20 protein-coding genes and 1 tRNA gene are annotated in these 20,905 nt (G+C 42.5%); 11 read left to right on the top strand and 10 right to left on the bottom strand.

What is annotated here, in order from left to right:
* Positions 1–70: 70 nt before the first annotated feature.
* From B2337_RS13400 to B2337_RS13375, 6 genes are all read left to right on the top strand, one after another.
* Positions 71–592: an ankyrin repeat domain-containing protein gene (locus tag B2337_RS13400; protein ID WP_292413831.1), complete on the top strand. Its 522-nt coding sequence runs from the start codon at positions 71–73 to the stop codon at positions 590–592.
* A 184-nt stretch (positions 593–776) separates the two neighbouring features.
* Positions 777–1,847 (top strand): class II fructose-bisphosphate aldolase, encoded by a 1,071-nt coding sequence (fba, locus tag B2337_RS13395; RefSeq protein ID WP_292413829.1) that lies wholly within the window; start codon positions 777–779, stop codon positions 1,845–1,847.
* A gap of 80 nt (positions 1,848–1,927) precedes the next feature.
* Positions 1,928–2,932, top strand: coding sequence for a class 1 fructose-bisphosphatase (locus B2337_RS13390; RefSeq protein WP_292360995.1), 1,005 nt, complete (start codon positions 1,928–1,930; stop codon positions 2,930–2,932).
* Positions 2,933–2,976: 44 nt separating this feature from the next.
* The gene (tpiA, locus tag B2337_RS13385) at positions 2,977–3,834 is read left to right on the top strand and encodes a triose-phosphate isomerase (protein WP_292360997.1); all 858 of its coding nucleotides are present in this window, start codon (positions 2,977–2,979) and stop codon (positions 3,832–3,834) included.
* A 326-nt stretch (positions 3,835–4,160) separates the two neighbouring features.
* Positions 4,161–5,390, top strand: coding sequence for a tyrosine-type recombinase/integrase (locus tag B2337_RS13380; protein ID WP_292413827.1), 1,230 nt, complete (start codon positions 4,161–4,163; stop codon positions 5,388–5,390).
* Positions 5,380–5,808 carry a hypothetical protein gene (locus tag B2337_RS13375; protein WP_292413825.1) on the top strand — a complete coding sequence of 143 codons (429 nt, stop codon included), beginning with the start codon at positions 5,380–5,382 and terminating at the stop codon, positions 5,806–5,808. The genes B2337_RS13380 and B2337_RS13375 overlap by 11 nt, the downstream gene beginning before the upstream one ends.
* A 23-nt stretch (positions 5,809–5,831) precedes the next feature.
* Here B2337_RS13375 and B2337_RS13370 read toward each other — a convergent pair whose 3' ends face one another.
* A complete protein-coding gene (locus tag B2337_RS13370) occupies positions 5,832–6,719 on the bottom strand; it encodes a GIY-YIG nuclease family protein (protein WP_292361002.1) in 888 nt (295 codons plus the stop codon).
* Positions 6,720–6,922: 203 nt separating this feature from the next.
* Here B2337_RS13370 and B2337_RS13365 point away from each other — a divergent pair, with 203 nt between their 5' ends.
* Positions 6,923–7,129: a helix-turn-helix transcriptional regulator gene (locus B2337_RS13365; RefSeq protein ID WP_292361004.1), complete on the top strand. Its 207-nt coding sequence runs from the start codon at positions 6,923–6,925 to the stop codon at positions 7,127–7,129.
* Between the two features lie 144 nt (positions 7,130–7,273).
* Complete coding sequence (locus tag B2337_RS13360; protein WP_292413824.1) at positions 7,274–8,839, top strand: YfjI family protein; 1,566 nt, start codon at positions 7,274–7,276, stop codon at positions 8,837–8,839.
* A 68-nt stretch (positions 8,840–8,907) separates the two neighbouring features.
* Here B2337_RS13360 and B2337_RS13355 read toward each other — a convergent pair whose 3' ends face one another.
* From B2337_RS13355 to rpsU, 7 genes are all read right to left on the bottom strand, one after another.
* On the bottom strand, positions 8,908–9,729 hold the full coding sequence (locus B2337_RS13355; RefSeq protein WP_292413822.1) for an HNH endonuclease: 822 nt from the start codon (positions 9,727–9,729) through the stop codon (positions 8,908–8,910).
* Between the two features lie 91 nt (positions 9,730–9,820).
* A complete protein-coding gene (locus B2337_RS13350; protein ID WP_292413820.1) occupies positions 9,821–12,826 on the bottom strand; it encodes a DEAD/DEAH box helicase in 3,006 nt (1,001 codons plus the stop codon).
* A 197-nt stretch (positions 12,827–13,023) separates the two neighbouring features.
* A tRNA-Ile gene (locus tag B2337_RS13345) sits at positions 13,024–13,100 on the bottom strand.
* A gap of 10 nt (positions 13,101–13,110) precedes the next feature.
* The gene (rpoD, locus tag B2337_RS13340) at positions 13,111–14,949 is read right to left on the bottom strand and encodes an RNA polymerase sigma factor RpoD (RefSeq protein ID WP_292413818.1); all 1,839 of its coding nucleotides are present in this window, start codon (positions 14,947–14,949) and stop codon (positions 13,111–13,113) included.
* Positions 14,950–15,044: 95 nt separating this feature from the next.
* On the bottom strand, positions 15,045–16,769 hold the full coding sequence (gene dnaG, locus B2337_RS13335; RefSeq protein ID WP_292361015.1) for a DNA primase: 1,725 nt from the start codon (positions 16,767–16,769) through the stop codon (positions 15,045–15,047).
* 68 nt (positions 16,770–16,837) lie between these two features.
* Complete coding sequence (locus B2337_RS13330) at positions 16,838–17,299, bottom strand: GatB/YqeY domain-containing protein (RefSeq protein ID WP_292358689.1); 462 nt, start codon at positions 17,297–17,299, stop codon at positions 16,838–16,840.
* A gap of 23 nt (positions 17,300–17,322) precedes the next feature.
* Positions 17,323–17,538 carry a 30S ribosomal protein S21 gene (gene rpsU, locus B2337_RS13325; protein WP_014705573.1) on the bottom strand — a complete coding sequence of 72 codons (216 nt, stop codon included), beginning with the start codon at positions 17,536–17,538 and terminating at the stop codon, positions 17,323–17,325.
* A gap of 152 nt (positions 17,539–17,690) precedes the next feature.
* Here rpsU and tsaD point away from each other — a divergent pair, with 152 nt between their 5' ends.
* Entirely contained in the window at positions 17,691–18,707 is a 1,017-nt protein-coding gene (tsaD, locus tag B2337_RS13320; RefSeq protein ID WP_292413816.1) for a tRNA (adenosine(37)-N6)-threonylcarbamoyltransferase complex transferase subunit TsaD, read from the top strand.
* On the opposite strand, the gene plsY is transcribed toward tsaD, so the two are convergent.
* A complete protein-coding gene (gene plsY / locus B2337_RS13315; protein WP_292361018.1) occupies positions 18,699–19,295 on the bottom strand; it encodes a glycerol-3-phosphate 1-O-acyltransferase PlsY in 597 nt (198 codons plus the stop codon). The genes tsaD and plsY overlap by 9 nt on opposite strands.
* Before the next feature lie 76 nt (positions 19,296–19,371).
* Between plsY and folB the strand changes: the two genes are divergently transcribed.
* Positions 19,372–19,725 carry a dihydroneopterin aldolase gene (folB, locus tag B2337_RS13310; RefSeq protein ID WP_292361019.1) on the top strand — a complete coding sequence of 118 codons (354 nt, stop codon included), beginning with the start codon at positions 19,372–19,374 and terminating at the stop codon, positions 19,723–19,725.
* Positions 19,722–20,249, top strand: a complete 528-nt coding sequence (folK, locus tag B2337_RS13305; protein ID WP_292361020.1) for a 2-amino-4-hydroxy-6-hydroxymethyldihydropteridine diphosphokinase — start codon at positions 19,722–19,724, stop codon at positions 20,247–20,249. The genes folB and folK overlap by 4 nt, the downstream gene beginning before the upstream one ends.
* Here the strand turns inward: folK and B2337_RS13300 are convergent.
* The gene (locus B2337_RS13300) at positions 20,181–20,900 is read right to left on the bottom strand and encodes an SDR family oxidoreductase (protein WP_292413814.1); all 720 of its coding nucleotides are present in this window, start codon (positions 20,898–20,900) and stop codon (positions 20,181–20,183) included. The genes folK and B2337_RS13300 overlap by 69 nt on opposite strands.
* Positions 20,901–20,905: the final 5 nt, after the last annotated feature.

The following is a 20,905-nucleotide window of genomic DNA, read 5'->3' as shown; positions in this document are numbered from 1 at the left end:
TTCCCACCTGGCTGTTGCTTAACCTATCGTGATCAGATTTGTCTCTGACAAATAAATGAAGGATTACCCCGTGAATGAACCTGAAGAAACACAAAAGCCTTCACTAGATGATGAAACTCTGGCACTGGCGCAACAGCTGTTTGACCTGGCCCGCCAGGGTAATGTCGAAGTATTAAGAAAACCGCTGGAACTGGGCTTGGCTCCCAATATTCGTGACAGAAATGGCAACAGCCTGTTAATGCTGGCCGCCTATAATGGGCATGAAACGATGACCCGACTTTTACTACAACACGGTGCCGATCCGGAACTGGCTAATTTACGTCACCAAACACCGCTGGCAGGTGTCGCTTTTAAAGGATATGTAAATATTGCTCGAATACTGATAGAACATGGTGCTGATGTTAATGCCACCACCCCAGATGGAAAAACATCTCTGATGTTTGCAGCTATGTTCAATCAAACAGCAATGATGGAATTATTACTCTCTCATGGTGCTAATGCTGATTTACAGTCCGCCGATGGCATGACAGCAATGAGTCTGGCGCAATCAATGAATGCTCAGGACAGTATTCGACTATTGTCCAATCGTTAGCCTTGCTCGTTCGTATAACTTTTTCTTATACGCTTCATAAAAACATCTAACTTCTTTTTATCAAAAAAATATGCCTAAACTGCCTATGGTTTATATTCAGGCAAGGTCGATGCTGGCTAAAATCAGTTTCAGCTCGAGTCCTGCTTCAAAAACCCTCTGATTTGCAAAATAAAAAGGTAGGCTTATGGCGTTAATATCAATGCGACAACTGCTGGATTATGCTGCTGAACACCAGTTCGCGATTCCGGCTTTTAATGTCAGCAATATGGAGCAGGTCCAGGCTATTATGCAGGCAGCTGACGCTGTCGACAGTCCTGTTATTCTGCAGGGATCGGCCGGTTCCCGCTCCTATGCCGGTGAACCCTTTCTGCGCCATTTGATTCTTGCTGCGATAGAACAATATCCACATCTGCCTGTGGTGATGCATCAGGATCATGGATCCGAGCCTGCAGTCTGTGCACGCTCTATCCAATCCGGCTTTAGCTCAGTGATGATGGATGGCTCTTTGATGAGCGATATGAAAACACCTTCGTCTTTTGACTATAACGTCGATGTTACCCGAAGAGTGGTTGAAATGGCGCATGCCTGTGGTGTTTCTGTGGAAGGCGAACTTGGCTGTCTGGGTTCCCTGGAAACTGGCATGATGGGTGAAGAAGATGGCCATGGTTCTGATGACAAACTGGATCACAGTCAGTTATTGACTGATCCGGATGAAGCTGTTGAATTCATCAGACAAACGCATGTCGATGCGCTGGCTGTTGCCATCGGTACCAGCCATGGTGCCTATAAATTCAGCAAGCCACCAACAGCTGATGTTTTAGCCATCAGTCATCTGCAAAAGCTTCAACAACGCCTGCCAAATACGCATTTTGTCATGCATGGTTCCAGTTCAGTCCCGCAGGACTGGCTGCAAATCATTAATAATTATGGTGGTGATATTGCTCAAACCTATGGTGTGCCGGTTGAAGAGATCGTCTCAGGCATTAAATTTGGCGTACGCAAAGTCAATATTGATACCGATTTACGTATGGCCACCACTGGTGCAATTCGACAGTATCTGGGCCAGCCGGAATATGCCAGCGATTTTGACCCCCGTAAATTCTATAAAGCCGCTACCACGGCAATGCAGGCTATCTGCCAATCCCGCTATGAAGCTTTCGGTAGTGCCGGGCATGCCAGCAAAATCAAAGTGATTTCACTGGAAAAAATGGTGAAACGTTATGCCTCCGGAGAGCTTTCCCCAAAAGGTATCTGATTTCTCTCGGTAACAAATCTCTGCCTTTTTACTTTGGCATTGGCAGTAAATGGCGTAACCGTTTTTTAAGGATAACAACCATGAAGCCACATATCAGCTTGACCCAATTTATCATTGAGCAACAACGCAGCATTCCCAACGCATCTGGTGATTTCACCATGTTACTGAGTGATATTGCCAGTGCTTGCAAGCGTATTGCACATGCCGTCAGCCGTGGTGCAATGACGGGTCAGCTTGGCAGTGCCGAGAGTGAAAATGTGCAAGGTGAAACTCAAAAACAATTGGACATTATTACCAACGACATCATGGTTGATGCGCTGGAGTGGACCGGCCACCTGAGTGGCATGGTCTCTGAAGAAATCGATGAGCCGATTGCCATACCCGGGCATTTCCCCAAGGGAAAATATCTTGCTCTGTTTGATCCGTTGGATGGATCCTCGAATATTGATATCAACCTGACCGTGGGCACTATCTTTTCAATATTAAAGGGTCGCGAAGGCTGTAATGCCAGCCTGGAAGATTTTCTCCAATCAGGCAGCCAGCAGGTGTGTGCGGGTTTTGTATTATATGGTCCTTCAACCCTGATGATTCTGACTACTGGACATGGCGTTAATGGCTTTACGCTGGATCCGGATATCGGGGAATTCGTGCTGACCCATCGCAATATGACCATTCCCGAAGATTCGCAGGAATTTGCCATCAATATGTCCAACCAGCGTTTCTGGGAAGCATCTGTGCAACGTTACATTGATGAATGCATGCAAGGCCGGCAAGGTCCCCGCGGCAAGGATTTTAATATGCGCTGGGTCGCTTCCATGGTCGCTGAGGCTTATCGAATTCTGACCCGTGGCGGCATCTTCCTTTACCCGCTTGATCAGCGTGAGCCAGATAAAGGCGGCAAATTGCGGTTGATGTATGAAGCCAATCCCATTGGCTTTATTATTGAGCAGGCCGGAGGTCTTTGCTCAACGGGTCGACAACGTATTCTGGATATTCAGCCTGAGAGTATTCATCAACGTGTACCAGTCATTCTCGGCTCAAAAAATGAAGTTGAACGGGTGATTGATTACCATCTGCAAAAGTAAACAGAACCATTGTTCAAAATCGTTTTATCTAAGGTGTAAACATTATGCGTAAACCACTGGTGGCCGGAAATTGGAAAATGAACAATCCAACCGAAAGCCCGCGAACATTACTCCAGAATATTTTACACAGCGCCCATATGCTCGACAGCATCCTGTCCAGCAGTGAGAACGCTTTACCAATAGATATCGCTCTGTTTCCGCCATCGGTGTATCTCAGAGAAGCACAGGAAGTCCTGTCCGGTTCCAGACTTCAATGGGGCACCCAAAATGTCTCAGCCTACGATGAAGGGCCTTATACCGGTGAGATTTCGGCTTCAATGATTAAAGGCTTTGGTTGTCACTACGTTTTAATTGGCCACTCGGAACGTCGTTGCCTGTATGAAAAGTTGGAACTCGATCAGTATGTTTTAGATCAGATCGTCGCTGAAAAGTATGCCCAGGCAATCAACAATGATCTCACCCCGATTATCTGTATTGGCGAAACCGAAGATGACTATGAGTCAGGCAAAACAGAAGAAGTGATTGCTCGCTTACTGGATGTTTTAATTGCTCATAAAGGTCCAAAAGCATTAGCCAATGTTGTGCTGGCCTATGAACCTGTCTGGGCTATCGGCTCCGGCAAATCCGCTACCCCGGAATGGGCTCAGAGTGTACACAGCTTTATGCGCCAACGAATTGCCAGACATGATGTAGCCAGCAGTGAAACTGTTCGAATTATTTATGGTGGTAGCGTTAAAGCCCATAATGCTGCAGCAATCTTCTGCCAAGCAGATGTTGACGGAGGCCTTATCGGTGGCGCCTCACTCGACGCTGAGCAATTTATTCAAATCTGCTTTGCCGCGACTCAATCCTACACTTGCCAGCCCGGCCATATTAGCATCCAATCAATAAAAAAGCCTTAGCGCTAAAATTAACGCTAAGGCTTTGATTTAATTGGTGGGCCCACCAGGACTCGAACCTGGGACCAAGGGATTATGAGAATTATGGGCCTAAACTTGAAATTCTTTGATAGTCTTTTAATATCATTCACTTAACTAATTTTCGCACGTATTCGAGTTTGACATTTTTTGCATAAAATCGCTATTATTTGAGCGCTACTGTCTACATAGTGTCTACATGGGGCCCAAAGGGATTTTTTACAAAGACTAGGATTCAAACAAGTGCAAAAACCTTCATACATAAGCCATATCATATTGTTTTTAAATACAAATATCTCATGTAGACACACATGAGGATCACAAAATCATTTGTAGACAAGACGCTTCCACCCACGCCAAAACCTGGTCAAGTGTCTACACAGAGCTTCTATCGAGACGATTCTATTCCTGGGTTTGCTCTGAGAATTACCAGTAATGGGGCTAAATCCTTCATCATTGAAAAACGCATTAATGGCCGTGTTAAACGCATTACGTTGGGTCGCTACGGTAATTTAACCGTTGAACAAGCACGTACCCAAGCGATGAACATTTTAGGGCAAGTCGCCACAGGCAGAGATCCCCTATCAGAAAAAAGAGAAAAGAATGCTCGTTCAATTACCTTGATAGAAGTCTTTCGAGATTACTTAGCCACTCGTAAAGATCTCAGTGATAGCACTATTCATGATTACACCCGACACATAAATGCATCATTTGCTGATTGGCAGACAAAACCCATTGCTGAAATTACTAAAGATATGGTGGAAAAACGGCATAGAGAGTTAGGCAAAAAAAGCCATGCTAGAGCTGACGGATCTATGAGAGTTTTAAAAGCTTTTATCAACCATGCCAAAAACAAATTTGAAGATGCGAATGGTAACCCGATCATTTTGGTTAATCCGGTTGAACGCCTGAGCCAAATTCGAGCCTGGTACAAAGTTGAGAGACGTAAAACGCTTATTAAAGCTCATCAGCTATCGGCCTGGTATCAAGCCACGCTTCAACTAAACTATGAAACAACCAGAGATTATCTTCATTTTCTGTTGTTTACTGGCCTAAGACGCTCAGAAGCAGCAAAACTACAATGGCATCAAATTGATTTTGAAGACCTGACATTCACCATTGAAGAAACGAAGAATGGAGAAGCTCACACGCTCCCCTTATCTGATTTTTTAGAGGCATTACTTCGAAGAAGATACGAATCCAGACAAGGTTATTATGTATTTCCAAGTGACTCGAAAACTGGTTACATTCAAGATCCGCGTAAGTCTTTACTTCGCGTTTCTGAATTGTCAGGAGTAGACTTTACACTTCACGACCTTAGAAGAACGTTCCTTACGATTGCAGAAAGTATCGATATTCCTGCCTATGCTTTGAAACGATTAGTCAATCATAAAGATCCAAGAGATGTTACAGCAGGCTATATAATCAGTAATGTTGATAGACTAAGAGAGCCAATGCAAAAAATAACTGACTCACTCTTATCATTCATGAATAATAACCAGAATGGAAACCAAAAAAGAGGGATCTCTGATGACTTTTGATATTGCTTTTTACTCACTTCTAATTGGAATTGTTGGTTCGGTATTGGCTAAATATATTTCCCCGCCTATAGAGAAGCTATTGAGTAACCAATTTAAAAAGCTCAGAGGTAGGTTTATTGCTAAAAAGGAATTGAGAACACGACTAATTGAAGAAATTGCTTCTGATGGCACGCTTCTCCAATTGGCAGCCATGCGATCCTACTTCATAGATATGTTTTTTATGCTCGCATTCATCGCATATCTAGCACTCCCTCCGCTTAGTTTGGCTAACATGGTTGGCTCTCTTGGTTTTGGATTTATGGCTATGGCTGCGGCATATAAGGGTGGGAAATTACGCAAATTAGTAAATGAAGCAAAAAAACAATACCAAAAAAACCTTCAGGAAAGTAAGCAAGCTAATACAAATGTACAATCATGAATCCTTCATTAGAAGATCCTTTCCTAAACATTTTGTTCTTCTAAATTTTTGAGTGTTCTTCCAGAATCATCACACCAGTGATTTCGACCATTAATAGAATAGCCAACAATGACTGCCGCAGCTTGTGAAGGGCTAGTAAAAAGTTGATTCGAAGTAAAAATTAGTTTTCCGCCGTGTTCAGTAATTATTCCCGAAGAAACTAGCTCATCTCTAAGTTTTTTATAGCCATTACCAAGACTTTCTCTAGTATTACTGGATAACTGCGACCCTTTTAAGACAACAATTCCCTCATCACTAATTTCTGCGAAAGCTAATATTCCAGAAACATTCAATCTAAGTTTTAAATTCAAAATATCTTGCTCAGGCTTGGGAATAACAACTTGCTGAGCTTCATTTTCATGTCCTGCGGGAGCTTCGAGGACTTTGTGGCCAACCACTCCAAGCAGTGTTCGTAAATTACCGATAAATTCTTCCATCGAATCCCTATCACCACGAGGTAAAACTGGCAGTTGTGGGCCGTTTCCATTTTGAAGCACATATCGATTCGCTGATTTCGCAAGACTAAGCAACCTTGATTCGAGGTATTTCACATGAGCCTTAGTCAGATTTTCATCTTTGCTCGTGAAAAAAACTATTTCGTTCCAGAAGTCTTTATTAAGCGCATGGTTTTGTAGCCTGTCGTATACATTTTCAGCTTCTCCAATATATGCAGCCTGTCTACCTGATTCTTCGTCCACACCGAATAAGAAATAAACACCAGGCTTTTTAGATTCAGGCCACTCACTAAGCGTTTTAATTTGCGTTCTAGGAGATGAAATCGCTTGTCCTGTCCAATTCACAATCTCAGCATGCTTTATCCCCGTGATCGCACCATCGTCCAAATAAATTCTGATAGTACGTCCAATACCCATATTTTCTTCCTAGTGTCGAATTACTGCATATTATGCATTGTGCTAGTAGATCCCATTTTGCGCAAAAACATTTTCAAAATGGTCAAAAATTAACCAAAAATAAAAATAATTCCCTTATAAGAGATTTGAAAAATAACTGTTGGATCTAGTTGTTTTTCGATTGAGGATGTTTCCGTCAGTTTAATTCACACGGAGATAACCAGATGACAAATGAACAACTTTTAAATTCACAACAAGCAGCAGACTATTTAGGTGTTAGTAGAGCATTCTTAGAAAGGGATAGATGGGCAGGAGCAAAAATACCGTTTATTAAAATTGGAAGTAGAGCTGTTAGGTATCGTCAAAGCGATCTTGAAAGCTACGTTGAACAACAAGTTCGTTTATCTACCTCTCATCAAGGAGGTAAATAACTGTGCAGACCATGTTTCTTCATGAAATGAATGAAAGCCTGTTTAAGAAAGCTATAAACAAGCTACTTTGCTCATTTTTTCGAGTTGCTTATAAGCAAAATTTTCTTATAAGGGATTATTCCTCTTTAAAAGGGGGTATTTGTTATGCATTCCTTTAAAGAAAAGTCAGATGAATTTCCTTATATGGACTGGGGTGAACCTAATCCTATAGTGACCACGACACCCAGCGTGATGAGCATGACGGAAGAGCTTATGCCTGACGCTTTGAAAGATTGGTTAGTCGATGTGAGTCACAGAATGCAGACACCTGCAGATTTTTCAACAATATCAGCCCTAGTTATTTTTAGTTCAGTAATTGGTTCCGGCTGCGGCATTAGACCAAAACAAGAGGATGATTGGGAGGTGATCCCAAATCTATGGGGTACATGTATTGGACAGCCTTCTGTTGTGCTCAAAACACCAAGTATGCAAGAAGCCTTGCGGATGCTTGAAAACCTACAAGCTAAACATGGTGAAAAATTTGAAAATGAGAAAGGCTTTTATAAGGCTGAAGAACTACAGAGGGAATTTGAAATAAAAGATATTGAAAAAAGAATTCAGAAGCTTTCTAAGGGAAACGGCGTCACCGGTACGGTAGATGCTGATGCAATGGCTGTATTAAAACATGATTATGCTGAAATTTATAAACAGTCTCAAGAACCACCTAAGAGGCGACTATTTAAGGCAAATGAAACCACCATTCAGGGCATGACCCTTATTCAGAAGCAAAATGAACGCGGTTTATTGGTTTTTAGAGATGAATTAACTGCTCTGCTTGTAAGATGGGATCGCGAAGAGCATGCAGATGAAAGGGCATATTTTCTAGAAGGCTGGAACGGAAATGGCAGTTACACCGACGTGAAAATTTCCAGGGGACTTACTGAGGTAAGCAATATTTGTATTAGCTTACTCGGAGGCATTCAGCCTGACAAACTTAAACGATACCTGTATCAAGCAACCCAAGGGAATAATGATGGGCTTTTACAGCGCCTTCAGCTAGCAGTATGGCCGGAATTACCTAAAACATGGATACTTGTCGATAGAAAACCTTATAAAGCAGCTAAGGATAAAGTACAGGACATTCTTGAAAAACTTTCTGAAATCAATTTTAGAGACCTTGGAGCATGGGCTGACGATGATGAAAGTAGACCGTATTTTCGTTTTGATATAGAGGCACAATCTGTATTTAACAAATGGTTAACTCGCTTACAAACAGAAAAAATTGCTAATGAAGATAATCCTTTAATGCAAGAGCATTTTGGAAAATACCGTTCTTTAATGCCCGCCTTAGCTCTTGTATTTCATTGCATAGATTGCATCGATAAGGGGTTTAAGGGCTCTATCAAATCAGCCACAGCTGAACTTGCTATTAATGTGTGTGAGTATTTAGAAACTCATGCAAGAAAAATATATGCAGTAGCTGAAAAGCCTGAAGTAGCTGCAGCAATTAAGTTGTGTGGCAAGATCAAAGATAAAGCTTTACCCAGCCCATTTACTGCAAAAAATGTATATAACAAAGGTTGGTTTGGATTAAAAGACAGAGAAGAGGTTGAAGGTGCTTGCCAGATATTAATAGAAAATAACTGGATTGCGATTGAAGTTCGTGAAACGAGTCAGCAAGGTGGCAGACGACCTCTACCATATTACAAAATTAATCCTGTATTTTTATAACCGACTCGAACGGGCCATCTAAACCATCAATACTTATTTAGGAGGTTTAGATGGTTTTTTTTGTCATCTTAGAGAATATTTTGTTCGATTTTCTTAACAACTATTTTCAATGAATCATTAAATTCACGAAAATCCTTCGCATGGTGTGCTCTCCTATGACAATTAGGGCAGAGTCCAATGACGTTAATAGGATGATCTGGTCCTCCATCAGCGAGCCTATGCAGGTGATGACATTCAATATATGGACCTTTTTTGGTATGGAAAGGAGATGGCATAGTACACCCTTCACACAAACCATTTGACCTTCTACTGACATACAATTTTAAAGCTTTTGAACGGTAATATGCTGATTGCCGCTTTTCTGATTTACTAGCCGCTTCATATGGTTTTTGTAGTGCTGCATCTCTGAGCTCTTTAAGAGATTTTTCTCTTAGGTCACTCGGGGACCATTCCTTTTTATTTACTACTTTTCTAGGGGTTTCAAAAGGAGTCGAGTCTATATCTAAGTGAAAAATTATGGCTTTTCTATCATGGCCAAATTTATTTGGTCTGGCTTCTTCGTGGTAGCCTAGACACTCTGCTTGTCCTAAATATCTCACATACGCTTTTCTAGTATATTCGAAGACATGTATGACTTTTTTATCTTGTATGTGCGAAAGTATGGCGAGATTAACGCCCTTCATTTGCATATCGCTTACTTGCCCCTCACCGGTATACCAAAAAGTGCCATCAGGCCGGTATTCATCAATGTAGCCGTTCTCTTCGCCCTCAGATGTGAATAAGAATATTAGATTATGCTCTTTAGGCGTTGAAATTCCACCTTGAGATTGCCCTTTGTAAACTCCGTGAATTTCTGACTTACGGTGATACTCTTTGCCAATTATGAACATATTTATCTCATTAAGCTTTGAGGGTTTAGATTTAAAATTTGATCAGTGGTAAGATTTTTCTAAAATAATTAAGTTTTAAAACGGCGTTATTTTAAGAGCTTGAAATTATATTTAAATTTACTCCCGTGGTTTCCTTGATATAAGTCTCGCCGGCCCCAAGAATTGACAATATGCTTTCTGAAAAACTTATAAAAGAAAATGCTGGCTGGACGATTGTTATCTCATAATTAGTTTTTAGCAGTCTAACTTTTTTTCTTAAAAGGACCAGCAGCTCCATGTCACCTTTGTTTATTCTTGATTTTTTCCCTTTTGACAGCCGGTGCTTCTCTCTATCTAGCAATCTCTCAATTAACTTTTCATTTGAATGTATCCACCTAACACTTTTAATTGCTTGTCCTGTTACTTCATAAGCATCTTTAACTCTGGCGCCAGGTGATGCAACACCATCTTTTTTTGGACAGAACTTACAATGGTATAAATGAATAATAATTTCTTCATTTGAATCTTTTATTGCCACGATATCGGCAACCTCACCGGCATCATCATCATCAAAAATCAGATCATAATCGTCCCAAATTTTAGTGATAGTGTAGTTTTGTATAGAATCTTTTCTCCTCTCCTCTCCTTGTGATTCCACTGAGATATCTACCCCGCTCCAATCCCATACTTCTATTTTGTTTTTATCATATGGGTAAAGATAGTTTTCATCACAAAAATGCCTGTAAGCTCCCTCTATTATTGATGTATCACTTAGAAAAATTGAGGGGGGATGATCATTAAAAAACTCGTCAAGATCGATTTCTATATTCTTTATAATGATTTTTACGGATCGAGCACTTTCATTGATGACTTTATATTCACCGTTATTATGGAAATATTGGCAAAACTTGAGTTCTTCATTTTCATTAGTAAGGAAAAAATTTAATGAATTTCCAGATGTTTGATTGCTCTGGATTCTCAACTCAAACTCAATAAAAGGTTGAACAAGGCCATCAACTACAATTTCTAAACGTCCTTCATTAGCTCTTAGAAGTGTGTCAGGCCAATCTATATTTATGATGGGTATTGCAGGGAGTGTTTTTATCGTTTCAGACTGCATTGCAGTTTTCAGAATTTCATTAGTATTTATTGATTCATCTAAGACTTTTTTTCCGATACGTTTACACCATTCAATCCAAACATTTATAGATTTGGATTCCATCGCCCAAACTTTCCCTTTATGTGAACAACCAACAGTCACTAAAGCTCCTCCCTCAAATCCTTTTGCAAAAAGATTAGACTTCCTTGCTCTTCGAGTTTCCAATTGAGAAAGTGCTTCTTTCAAATCCGATCCGCTATACATAACGTATCTGAGCTCTCTTCTATCTCTGTTCAAACCAATATTTTGAAAATTAATCCTTTTTAAACCATGAAAAACTCTAAATACCGAGTCACCTGATATCAGAGTTGCTCCCTTAGCAACTGTACTAATTAGTTTTTTTGTTATCCCATCCTTTGAAGATGAATGTACAAACAACAAATCCTTTTCTTTGTCATGAAATAAGACATAGAGATCTAGTGAAATGTCTTTTAGATCCTGTGAATGAGTCCATGCGACTTGAGCTTTACTTCTTGCTAAGATAATTAAAACATCACGCTTATCATTAAGGGCACTATCCAAAATCTCTGAACTCATTGACACAACTTCGCAAAGCTTTTCAGGTAACCATCTTTCTTTGATATTTTTGTATATGACGGTACTTATTTTTGGGTGCAGACCTATATCAACTAACTTGAGTGAGGATTCATCAAACTGATATCTGAAATCTTGAAAAGACTGGGCGTCGCTTATTTTTCTTGTTCCAATATCTCTTATTAATGTGTTCCAATCAGCATCTTGGTTATAAAGTTCTTCAAGCGCCTCAGAAACTCTGACATCAGCAATATTAGTTATAAATTTTGCATTACCTAAATTCTTTCCACTTGTCCGAGTGAACCTTCCAGCAAATTGTAAGGTTATATTTATACTTTTATGTGTACTGTGAAGAGCGGCTATTTTTAATTCAGGTAGGTCGAATCCTTCCCCAAACATATCTACGCAAACAATTATCTGATGTGCTCCTGCAAGAATACTTTCAAGCACTTCTTTTTTATTTTTCATTGAGCTGTATACAAGAACCGGATTATGTTCAGGATATTCTTGATAAATCTTAAATACTTCCTTCGCTTTTTTAATTGTTCCTGCTCTGGCCATGAGGATATGGGTATATTCTAACTCAAGGTCATTTTTAAGAATTTCAACAGCTTTATCTGCTATGACTTTGTCAGCATTTTCTTCAATAAACTCTTTAACTGGATGAAACTCTATCTCCTTGAAATAACCTTCTTCCTGTGCCCTTTGAATGGGATAGTTGAAAATCATTTTGCCATCCACAGGTTTATTGTCAGACCTGTATGGTGTTGCAGTAAATTGCAATACAGACTTTTCAATAAAACATTCTTTTACCCTATTCCATGTTTTTGCTGTTATGTGATGAGCCTCATCAACAATCAAGTGTGAGCAAGCTCCTGCGATTTCTTGAAGATTTTTTTGAGAAAACTGATCCAGAACTTGTGCTGTAGCGACAATGACGTTCACATCTCTTAAAAAATGTAACCCCAGAACAGCATCAAACCCCTGATTAAGTGATAAAACTTTGGGATTGAGAGTGGTCTCTCCAACTAAACCCAAACTTCTCAACAAACCTAGATTTATGAATTTTTTAGCTGTCTGAGTTCTTAGAGCATCTGAGGGCACAACTACCAAAGTACGTTCAAACTTACCTGCAATAACTATTGATAATATTGTTTCCGTTTTCCCAGTACCTGTCGGCATAACTATGGTTGCAGGCATAGTTCTATCAGAGAATAAATGTCCTAATGTGGCGTGAAGAGCGCCTATCTGTGGAGGCCTAAGACCAAGCTGTCCAGTAATTTTATCTTCTACTAAATATTTAAATGAACTATTTATCCAACTATTAAATATATTTTCGTGTGTCTGCACATGTTCTGGCTCAGCCTCAGTAATTGGTTGGTAATCGATAACGCTTCGGCCAATTTTATTTTGTATCTTGTCCATAAGACTCTTTTCCTTACCAGTAACACTAGAGATTTTGCTTCTATTGTTTAAGAACTTGTATAGAGGGGAGATTATCACTATTGATGAAATAAGTAACCTTACGCAAACCGAATGGTATTTCTGTCTACATAGTGTCTACATGGGATGAAAACAAAAAAGCCTTAGCGCTAAAAATAACGCTAAGGCTTTGATTTAATTGGTGGGCCCACCAGGACTCGAACCTGGGACCAAGGGATTATGAGTCCCCTGCTCTAACCAACTGAGCTATAGGCCCGATTTTGTAATCAGCTATCTGAGTCGAGGAAGCTTCTCAGTTGATCCGAGCGTGATGGGTGACGCAGTTTACGTAACGCCTTGGCTTCGATCTGACGGATACGCTCACGGGTAACATCAAATTGTTTACCGACTTCTTCCAGTGTGTGGTCGGTATTCATATCAATACCAAACCGCATACGCAATACTTTGGCTTCTCGCTCGGTCAGACCGTTCAGAACGCCCTGAGTGGCTTCTCTGAGGCCTTCGATGATAGCGGAGTCTGCTGGTGACATCACGTTGATATCTTCAACGAAATCGCCCAGATGTGAATCTTCATCATCACCAATTGGTGTTTCCATCGAAATCGGTTCTTTGGAGATCTTCAGCACTTTACGGACTTTGTCTTCCGGCATTTCCACGCGTTCTGCCAGCTCATCAGGAGTTGGCTCACGTCCCATTTCCTGCAACATCTGACGGGCAACACGATTGAGTTTGTTGATAGTTTCAATCATGTGTACCGGAATACGAATAGTACGCGCCTGGTCGGCAATAGAACGGGTAATTGCCTGACGAATCCACCATGTTGCATAGGTAGAGAATTTGTAACCACGCTGATATTCAAATTTATCGACTGCTTTCATCAGACCGATATTGCCTTCCTGAATCAAATCGAGGAATTGCAGACCACGGTTAGTGTATTTTTTGGCAATAGAGATAACTAAACGCAAGTTGGCTTCGACCATTTCCTTCTTGGCACGACGCGCTTTGGCTTCAGCAATCGACATTTGACGGCTGATTTCTTTTATCTCTGAAATATCCAAGCCACGTTGTTCTGAAATTTCGGCCAATTTTGTTTGTGCCGCCAGAATTTCATCCAGATTTTTCTTAATGGTGGACGAATAATGTTTTTTGGCGCGAACAAATTTATCTGACCATTCGAGGTTGCTCTCATTACCCTGGAAGGCATCAATGAAATCACGGCGATTCATTCCTGCCTGCTGAACGACGATGTCCATGATAATTTTTTCTTGTTTACGTACTTCGGCAATGGTTTCTGCCATTAAATCGTTCAGGAAAATCAGCGTTTTTGGTGTTAACTTGAATTCCATGAACAGGTTACTGGCCTGTTCACGCGCTTCAATCATGGCATCGCCTTCGGCTACCAGGACATTATTGTAGGCTTCGCGTAACGCGGTAAAACGGGCACGGGCTTCTTCCGGGTCAATTTCACCAGAATCATCTTCGTCATCGCTTACACCATCAACATCATCGTCGTCATCGCTATCACTGTCAGAGTCATCAGTATCTGTGCTGCTGGTCACATCATCGTCATCGTCATCCTCGGCAACGAGTTCGTCAGGAGCCACGAAACCACGAATCAGCTCATTCAGTCGCATTTCGCCCGCTTCTACAGCATCATAAAATTCAAGGAATGATGAAATAACGGGTGGATAGGTGGACAGCATTAACAGGCTTTCGCGCAAGCCAGCTTCAATGCGTTTTGCAATGACAATTTCACCTTCGCGGGTTAATAATTCAACAGAGCCCATTTCGCGCATGTACATGCGTACAGGGTCAGTAGTACGACCAAACTCTCCATCTGAACTTGCCAGAACGGCAGCCGCTTCATCATCAGAGACTTCATCATTTGATGAAACTGCCTCGGCAAGGCGCTCCATCTCATCGGTATCCATGCCATCTTCATGAACCATGATACCCAGATCACTAAACATACTGACGATGTCTTCGACCTGATCCGCATCGACCAAATCTTCTGGAAGGTGGTCATTGATCTCGCCGTAAGTGAGATAACCGCGCTCCTTTCCAAGGGCGATAAGTTCTTTAACGCGTGATTGCTGATCTTTCATTCGGCCTCTTTATGCATGGTGACGCTGTTTTTGGCGGTAACACTATATTATAGTGAAAGCACTTCGTTATTGCATCATTTTTGATTACAGAACACTTACTTAAAGGATTTTACTTCCATTTTTTCGGCCTCAGTTAATTGACTAAGCGGCTTACTCATCAGATAAGTTAAACGTTCATCTCTTGCTTGCTTGTTTAGACGACTCACAATCCCAATGAGTTCATGCTCCAGTTGTTCTGGCGACAAATTCAGCGGTTGCATTGCAAGTTTTTCCAGATATGGGGCTTGTTGAGTTTCTCGCCAACGCTCCAAAAGCTGTGCGGTTTTAAGATGGGGATGCTCACGCATGGTTTCAAGTAGCTGAATTAAAATCGCCAAACCTGGCATATCCAGCTGATGCAAATTATCTGTATCCGGAACAGCCTCATACAACTGTGGATGCTGTAACAGAATCATCACGGCCATACGCACAGGCGTCATATTGGCCATTGCATTTTGCTTGGCGTTTTTTGCTCGTGGTGGTGACGCAGGCTTTTCCAAGTGTTTGTTTAACGTGACAATATTGGTTTTAGCATGGTCTGCCAGCTGCTGCTCCAGCATATCGCGATACAAGCCTGCAGGGATATGTCTTAGATAGGGTTTGGCAATTTCAACCAGCCTGGCGCGGCCATCCATCGATTGACTATCCACCCGGGAAAGCAAGGTGGCAAAGAAAAATTCAGAATAACTTTGTGCCCGATCGACTAACTGATTAAAACCAGCGGCCCCCTGCTCCCTCACCATGGTATCGGGATCCTGCCCTTCAGGCAGAAACATAAATTTCAGCTCAAAATTGCCACCCAGTATTGGCATCGCATTTTCAGCCGCTCGCCAGGCGGCTTCTTTACCGGCACGATCGCCATCAAAACAAAAAACAATTTCCGGCGCGCTGCGCGTCAAAAGTCTTAAATGTTCGGATGTTGTCGCAGTACCTAATGTGGCCACCGCATTGTTAATCCCAAACTGGGCCAGGGCGATAACATCCATATAGCCTTCAACAATCAGGATTTTTTCCAATCGCCGATTGGCTTTGCGAGCCTGATACAAGCCATACAGTTCCTGGCCTTTATGAAAGATGGGCGTTTCGGGTGAGTTCAGATATTTTGGCGTGCCGTCGGCATCAATAACGCGACCACCGAAAGCGATAACGCGGCCCCGACGGTCACGGATAGGAAACATTAGTCGATCACGAAAACGATCGTAAGTACGCCCCTTGTCATTTTTAATCAGCATTCCGGCTTCGAACAGTTGATCCTGGGATTGCTGATTATTGCCAAAAGTGCGTAATACATTGTCCCAGCCGTCTGGTGCCATACCAATGTCAAAAGCGGCTACGGTTTCGGGACTGAGACCACGTTGTTGAATATAGTCCTGAAAGGGTTGGCGCTGCGGATGATTTTGCAGTTGATGAACGTAATAACGACTGACCTTATCCATCAGGTCATAAAGGTTTTGTCTGGCGGGGGTTAGTGCAGCTTGTTGTGTGACCGGGACTTGCATACCAACGGTATCGGCAAGCTCCTGAATGGCTTCCGGAAAGCTGAGTTGATCGTACTCCATCAAAAAGCCAATCGCCGTGCCGTGCGCACCACAGCCAAAACAGTGATAAAACTGTTTATCAGGACTGACTGTAAATGAGGGAGTTTTCTCGTTGTGGAATGGACAGCAGGCGTGCAGATTTTTACCGGCTTTTTTCAGCGGTACACGCGCATCGATAATATCAACGATATCGACTCGTGAGAGCAATTCGTCAATAAACTGTGGAGGGATTTGTCCGGCCATAAATCAATTATGGCCGAAGTCTGTCTTGAATGTTAACCACGTCTGAAAAAAGACCTGGCATTGCTGGCTTAAGAACTGAGCGCGGCCTTAACCTGGCTGCTCACTGCGCCCATATCAGCGCGTCCCTGAACTTTCGGACGCAACACATTCATCACCGCACCCATATCTTTCTGACTGCTAGCACCTGTCTCTTGAATTGCATCAGCGATAGCTGCCTGCAATTCTGCTTCGCTCAAGGCTGTTGGCAAGAATTCTTCAATAATCGCCAATTCAGCTTTTTCGATAACGGCTAAGTCATCACGGCCAGCTTGCTCAAACTGCGATAAGGCATCTTTGCGTTGCTTAGTCATTTTGGTCAGCACAACGATAATGTCATCATCTGACATATCCTGGCGATTATCGACTTCAACTTGCTTGATGGCAGCGGTAATTTGTCGCAATGTGCCAAGACGATCTTTGTCTTTGGCTCGCATTGCGTCTTTTACGCTATCTTGAATTCGAGCTTTGAGTGGACTGGCTTCTTGAGGCATTAGAATAAGATTCTAATCAGCAATTAGTACATGCGAACGCGGCTAGCGTTTTCACGAGACAGTTTCTTCTGGTGACGTTTAACAGCGGCAGCTGCAGCACGTTTGCGAACAGTTGTTGGTTTTTCATAAGCTTCGCGAGCGCGAGCTTCTGCAACCGTACCTGCTTTTTCACAAGCACGTTTGAAACGACGTAAAGCTACGTCAAATGGTTCGTTTTCTTTAACCTTAACAGATGGCATTCAATACATTCCTAAACAGACAATGACGGAAAAGCCCTTAATTGTACGAGATCTATTTCGGAAAGAAAATACTAAATGCGAATTAGTTGGATGAGACCACCCCCGGCAAGGCATAATAATTGGCATTAATTTAATGCAGTCAGAATAAATTTATGCGTGTTTTAGGAATTGAATCATCTTGCGACGAAACCGGTATTGCACTTTATGATACTGAAAAAGGATTGTTAGCTCACGCACTTTTCAGTCAGATAGAAATGCATGCCGAATATGGCGGTGTGGTGCCGGAACTGGCTTCCCGCGATCATATTCAGAAAGCATTGCCCTTGATGCAGCAGGTTTTGGATGAGGCGGGTCTGCACCGTAAAGATATTGATGCAGTGGCTTATACAGCGGGTCCGGGCCTGGTAGGGGCTTTACTGGTGGGCGCGGCAATTGGCCGCAGTCTGGCCTGGGCGTTAAATATTCCAGCCTTGCCAATCAATCATATGGAAGGACACCTTTTATCGCCGTTACTGGAAGCGAATCCACCGGCATTTCCATTTGTATCTTTATTAATTTCCGGCGGCCATACCTTACTGGTTGATGTTAAGGGCGTGGGGGAATATGAATTAATGGGCGAATCCATTGATGATGCGGTGGGTGAAGCGTTTGATAAAACCGCCAAAATGTTGGGGCTGGGTTATCCGGGCGGCCCGGCCTTAGCGGCTTTAGCGGAAAAAGGACAAGAGGGCGCCCATATCTTTCCCAGACCGATGACCAATCGTCCGGGTTTGGATTTCAGTTTCAGTGGTTTGAAAACATTTGCTTTAAACACCTGGCATAACAGTGATCAGAGTGAACAGGCCAAAGCCGATATTGCGCTGGCGTTTCAAACAGCGGCGGTGGAAACCCTGGTGATTAAATGTCGCCGTGCATTAAAACAAAGTGGTCATAAGCGTTTGGTCGTGGCCGGTGGCGTCAGTGCCAATAAATCTTTGCGCGCGGCTTTAGATGCATTACCGAAAGTGCAGGTTTATTACCCGCAATTACAATTCTGTAGCGATAACGGAGCGATGATTGCATTTGCCGGTGCCATGCGCCATCAGGCGATGCTACTTGAAACCGATGCTACGTTTAATGTGCGTTCGCGTTGGCCATTAGATGAGTTAACGCCGCCAGCTTCAGCCTGACTTCTTCTCTTCACCGGCCAGCAAACGCTGGATATTGCTACGATGCCGCCATAGCAACAATAAGGCAATGAACAGAATAACCGTACGTGCAAACACCGTATCAATAAGCCATAAGCTATAAACCGGTGTCATTGCCGCAGCGGCAATGGCGGATAAAGACGAAATCCGGCTAATGGCAAAAACCAGAATCCAAGTCAGTAACGCCGCTCCAGCCAACGCAGGTGACAACGCCAGAAATGCACCTAATGCTGTTGCGACACCTTTGCCACCTTTAAACTGGAAAAAGACAGGGTATAAGTGCCCAAGAAATGCAAAGAAAGCGATTAAAGCCAGGATATCAATATCAAAGCCTAACATTCGTCCGATTAATACCGGGATGACGCCCTTTAATACATCAATAAGCAGAACCAGTGCCGCGAGCTTTTTGCTGCCCATCCGCAACACATTGGTCGCGCCGGGATTGCCTGAGCCCTGAGTTCTGGGGTCAGGTAAACCTGAGACCTTGCAAAGCATGACAGCGCTCGATAATGAGCCTATAAGGTAGGCGCCGAGCAATGCAAGCAGCGCGATGGCAGTTAATTCAGGCATGTTATGATGCGACCTTTGAAAATGTAGCGGTATTATTCAGTACCATTACCACTTTTGCCAACATTGAAGCGACATCATGGATAAAATTTTTCTAAATGATTTGAAAATTGACACGATTATCGGCATCTATGATTGGGAGCGCGAAACACTACAAACATTGCGCTTTGATTTTGAAATGGATTGGGATATCCGTAAAGCCGCTGCATCAGATGATATAACCAATACATTGGATTATGGTGCGGTTGCCAATGTCGTTGTCGAGTTTGTCAGCAATAGTCGATATCTGTTAATTGAAAGCCTGGCTGAAGAGGTCGCGCAACTTTTACTCAAGACCTTTGCCATTCCGCGACTCAAACTCACCTTAACCAAACCTGTTCAATTGCATGGTAAAAACCAGGCACAAATTGTGATTGAGCGCTCCAGCGAATGAAACAGCGACAAGGTTATCTGCTTGGTTTAGGCAGCAACATAAATCCTCAGCAAAATACCGAAAAAATGGTCATTGCGCTGCTGCAAGAGTTTAAAGAACTAAAACTAAGCCGAGTATTAAAAATCCCGCCGGTGGGCATGAATAGTCATCGGGATTTCCTCAATGCCATCGTCTTCGTTGAAACCGATTTGTCCGAGATAGAATTAAAGCGCTTCTGCAATCAAATTGAAATTAGTTTAGGTCGGGATCGGGATGATCCGTTAAGCAAAACCAAAGATCGACCAGCCGATATCGATATTCTGAAAAAGCTGAGTTTGCCAGAAGAAGCTGATATCCCGGTCAGCAGTATTACTGATGAGTATTTTCTTTACCCCATTATTCGAGAGCTGCTCAGTTATCTAACTGACACTGCAGAAGTCACGCCTCCTGCAGGCGTTTTGATACAAACGTCTGACTTACGCTTTGGAGAGACGGCGACCACCATCTACCGGGATAGTCGCACCGGTAATAAAGGGGTTCTCTAGCAAGCTTTTTATGGCGAGATAAACTGGCTCGGCACCACCTTCACGAGCAAGCGGGGTTTCAGACAACATCTTCTGTCTAGCTTCCTGTGTATGTGACTCGGTGAATAAAACGGGTCCCGGAGCCACTGAATTCACCTTGATCTGCGGAGCAAGTTTTTTTGCCGACACCAGCGTCAGGTTATGCAATCCCGCTTTGGTTGTGCCATAAATATCAAAACGCGGGGTAGGGTTTTCAACATTGATATCGGTGATATGAATAATATCGGCCGGATCATTGCCTGGTCCCTTTAACAGCTTTGATAACGCCTGATTGATCAGAAACGGCGCTAACATATGTATGGTAAAAAAATGTTGATATTGCTCCGCAGCCTCAATCAAATCATCTGCTGTCGGTGTAAATGCTGAGGCATTATGCACAATGCCTCGATAAGCCGGACTGAATTGCTGCAGTTTGTCGATAAACCCCATAATGCTGGCAGTATCCTGCAAATCCGCCTGAACAGTCTGGATGCCTAATTGTTTTAGTTTTTGGACATCATCCGTTTCAGTACGGTAATGTGCCAATACCTCATAACCATCCTGCTTTAGCCTGGAAGCGATATGAAATCCGACTCGCTTTCCGGCACCTGTTACTAAAATGGGATTATTCACTGAAA

The organism is Methylophaga sp. UBA3192, assembly GCA_002363955.1.
Classification (GTDB): domain Bacteria; phylum Pseudomonadota; class Gammaproteobacteria; order Nitrosococcales; family Methylophagaceae; genus Methylophaga.
Note: the sequence above shows the minus strand (reverse complement) of the source record. Positions and strands in the feature narration are given on the sequence as shown.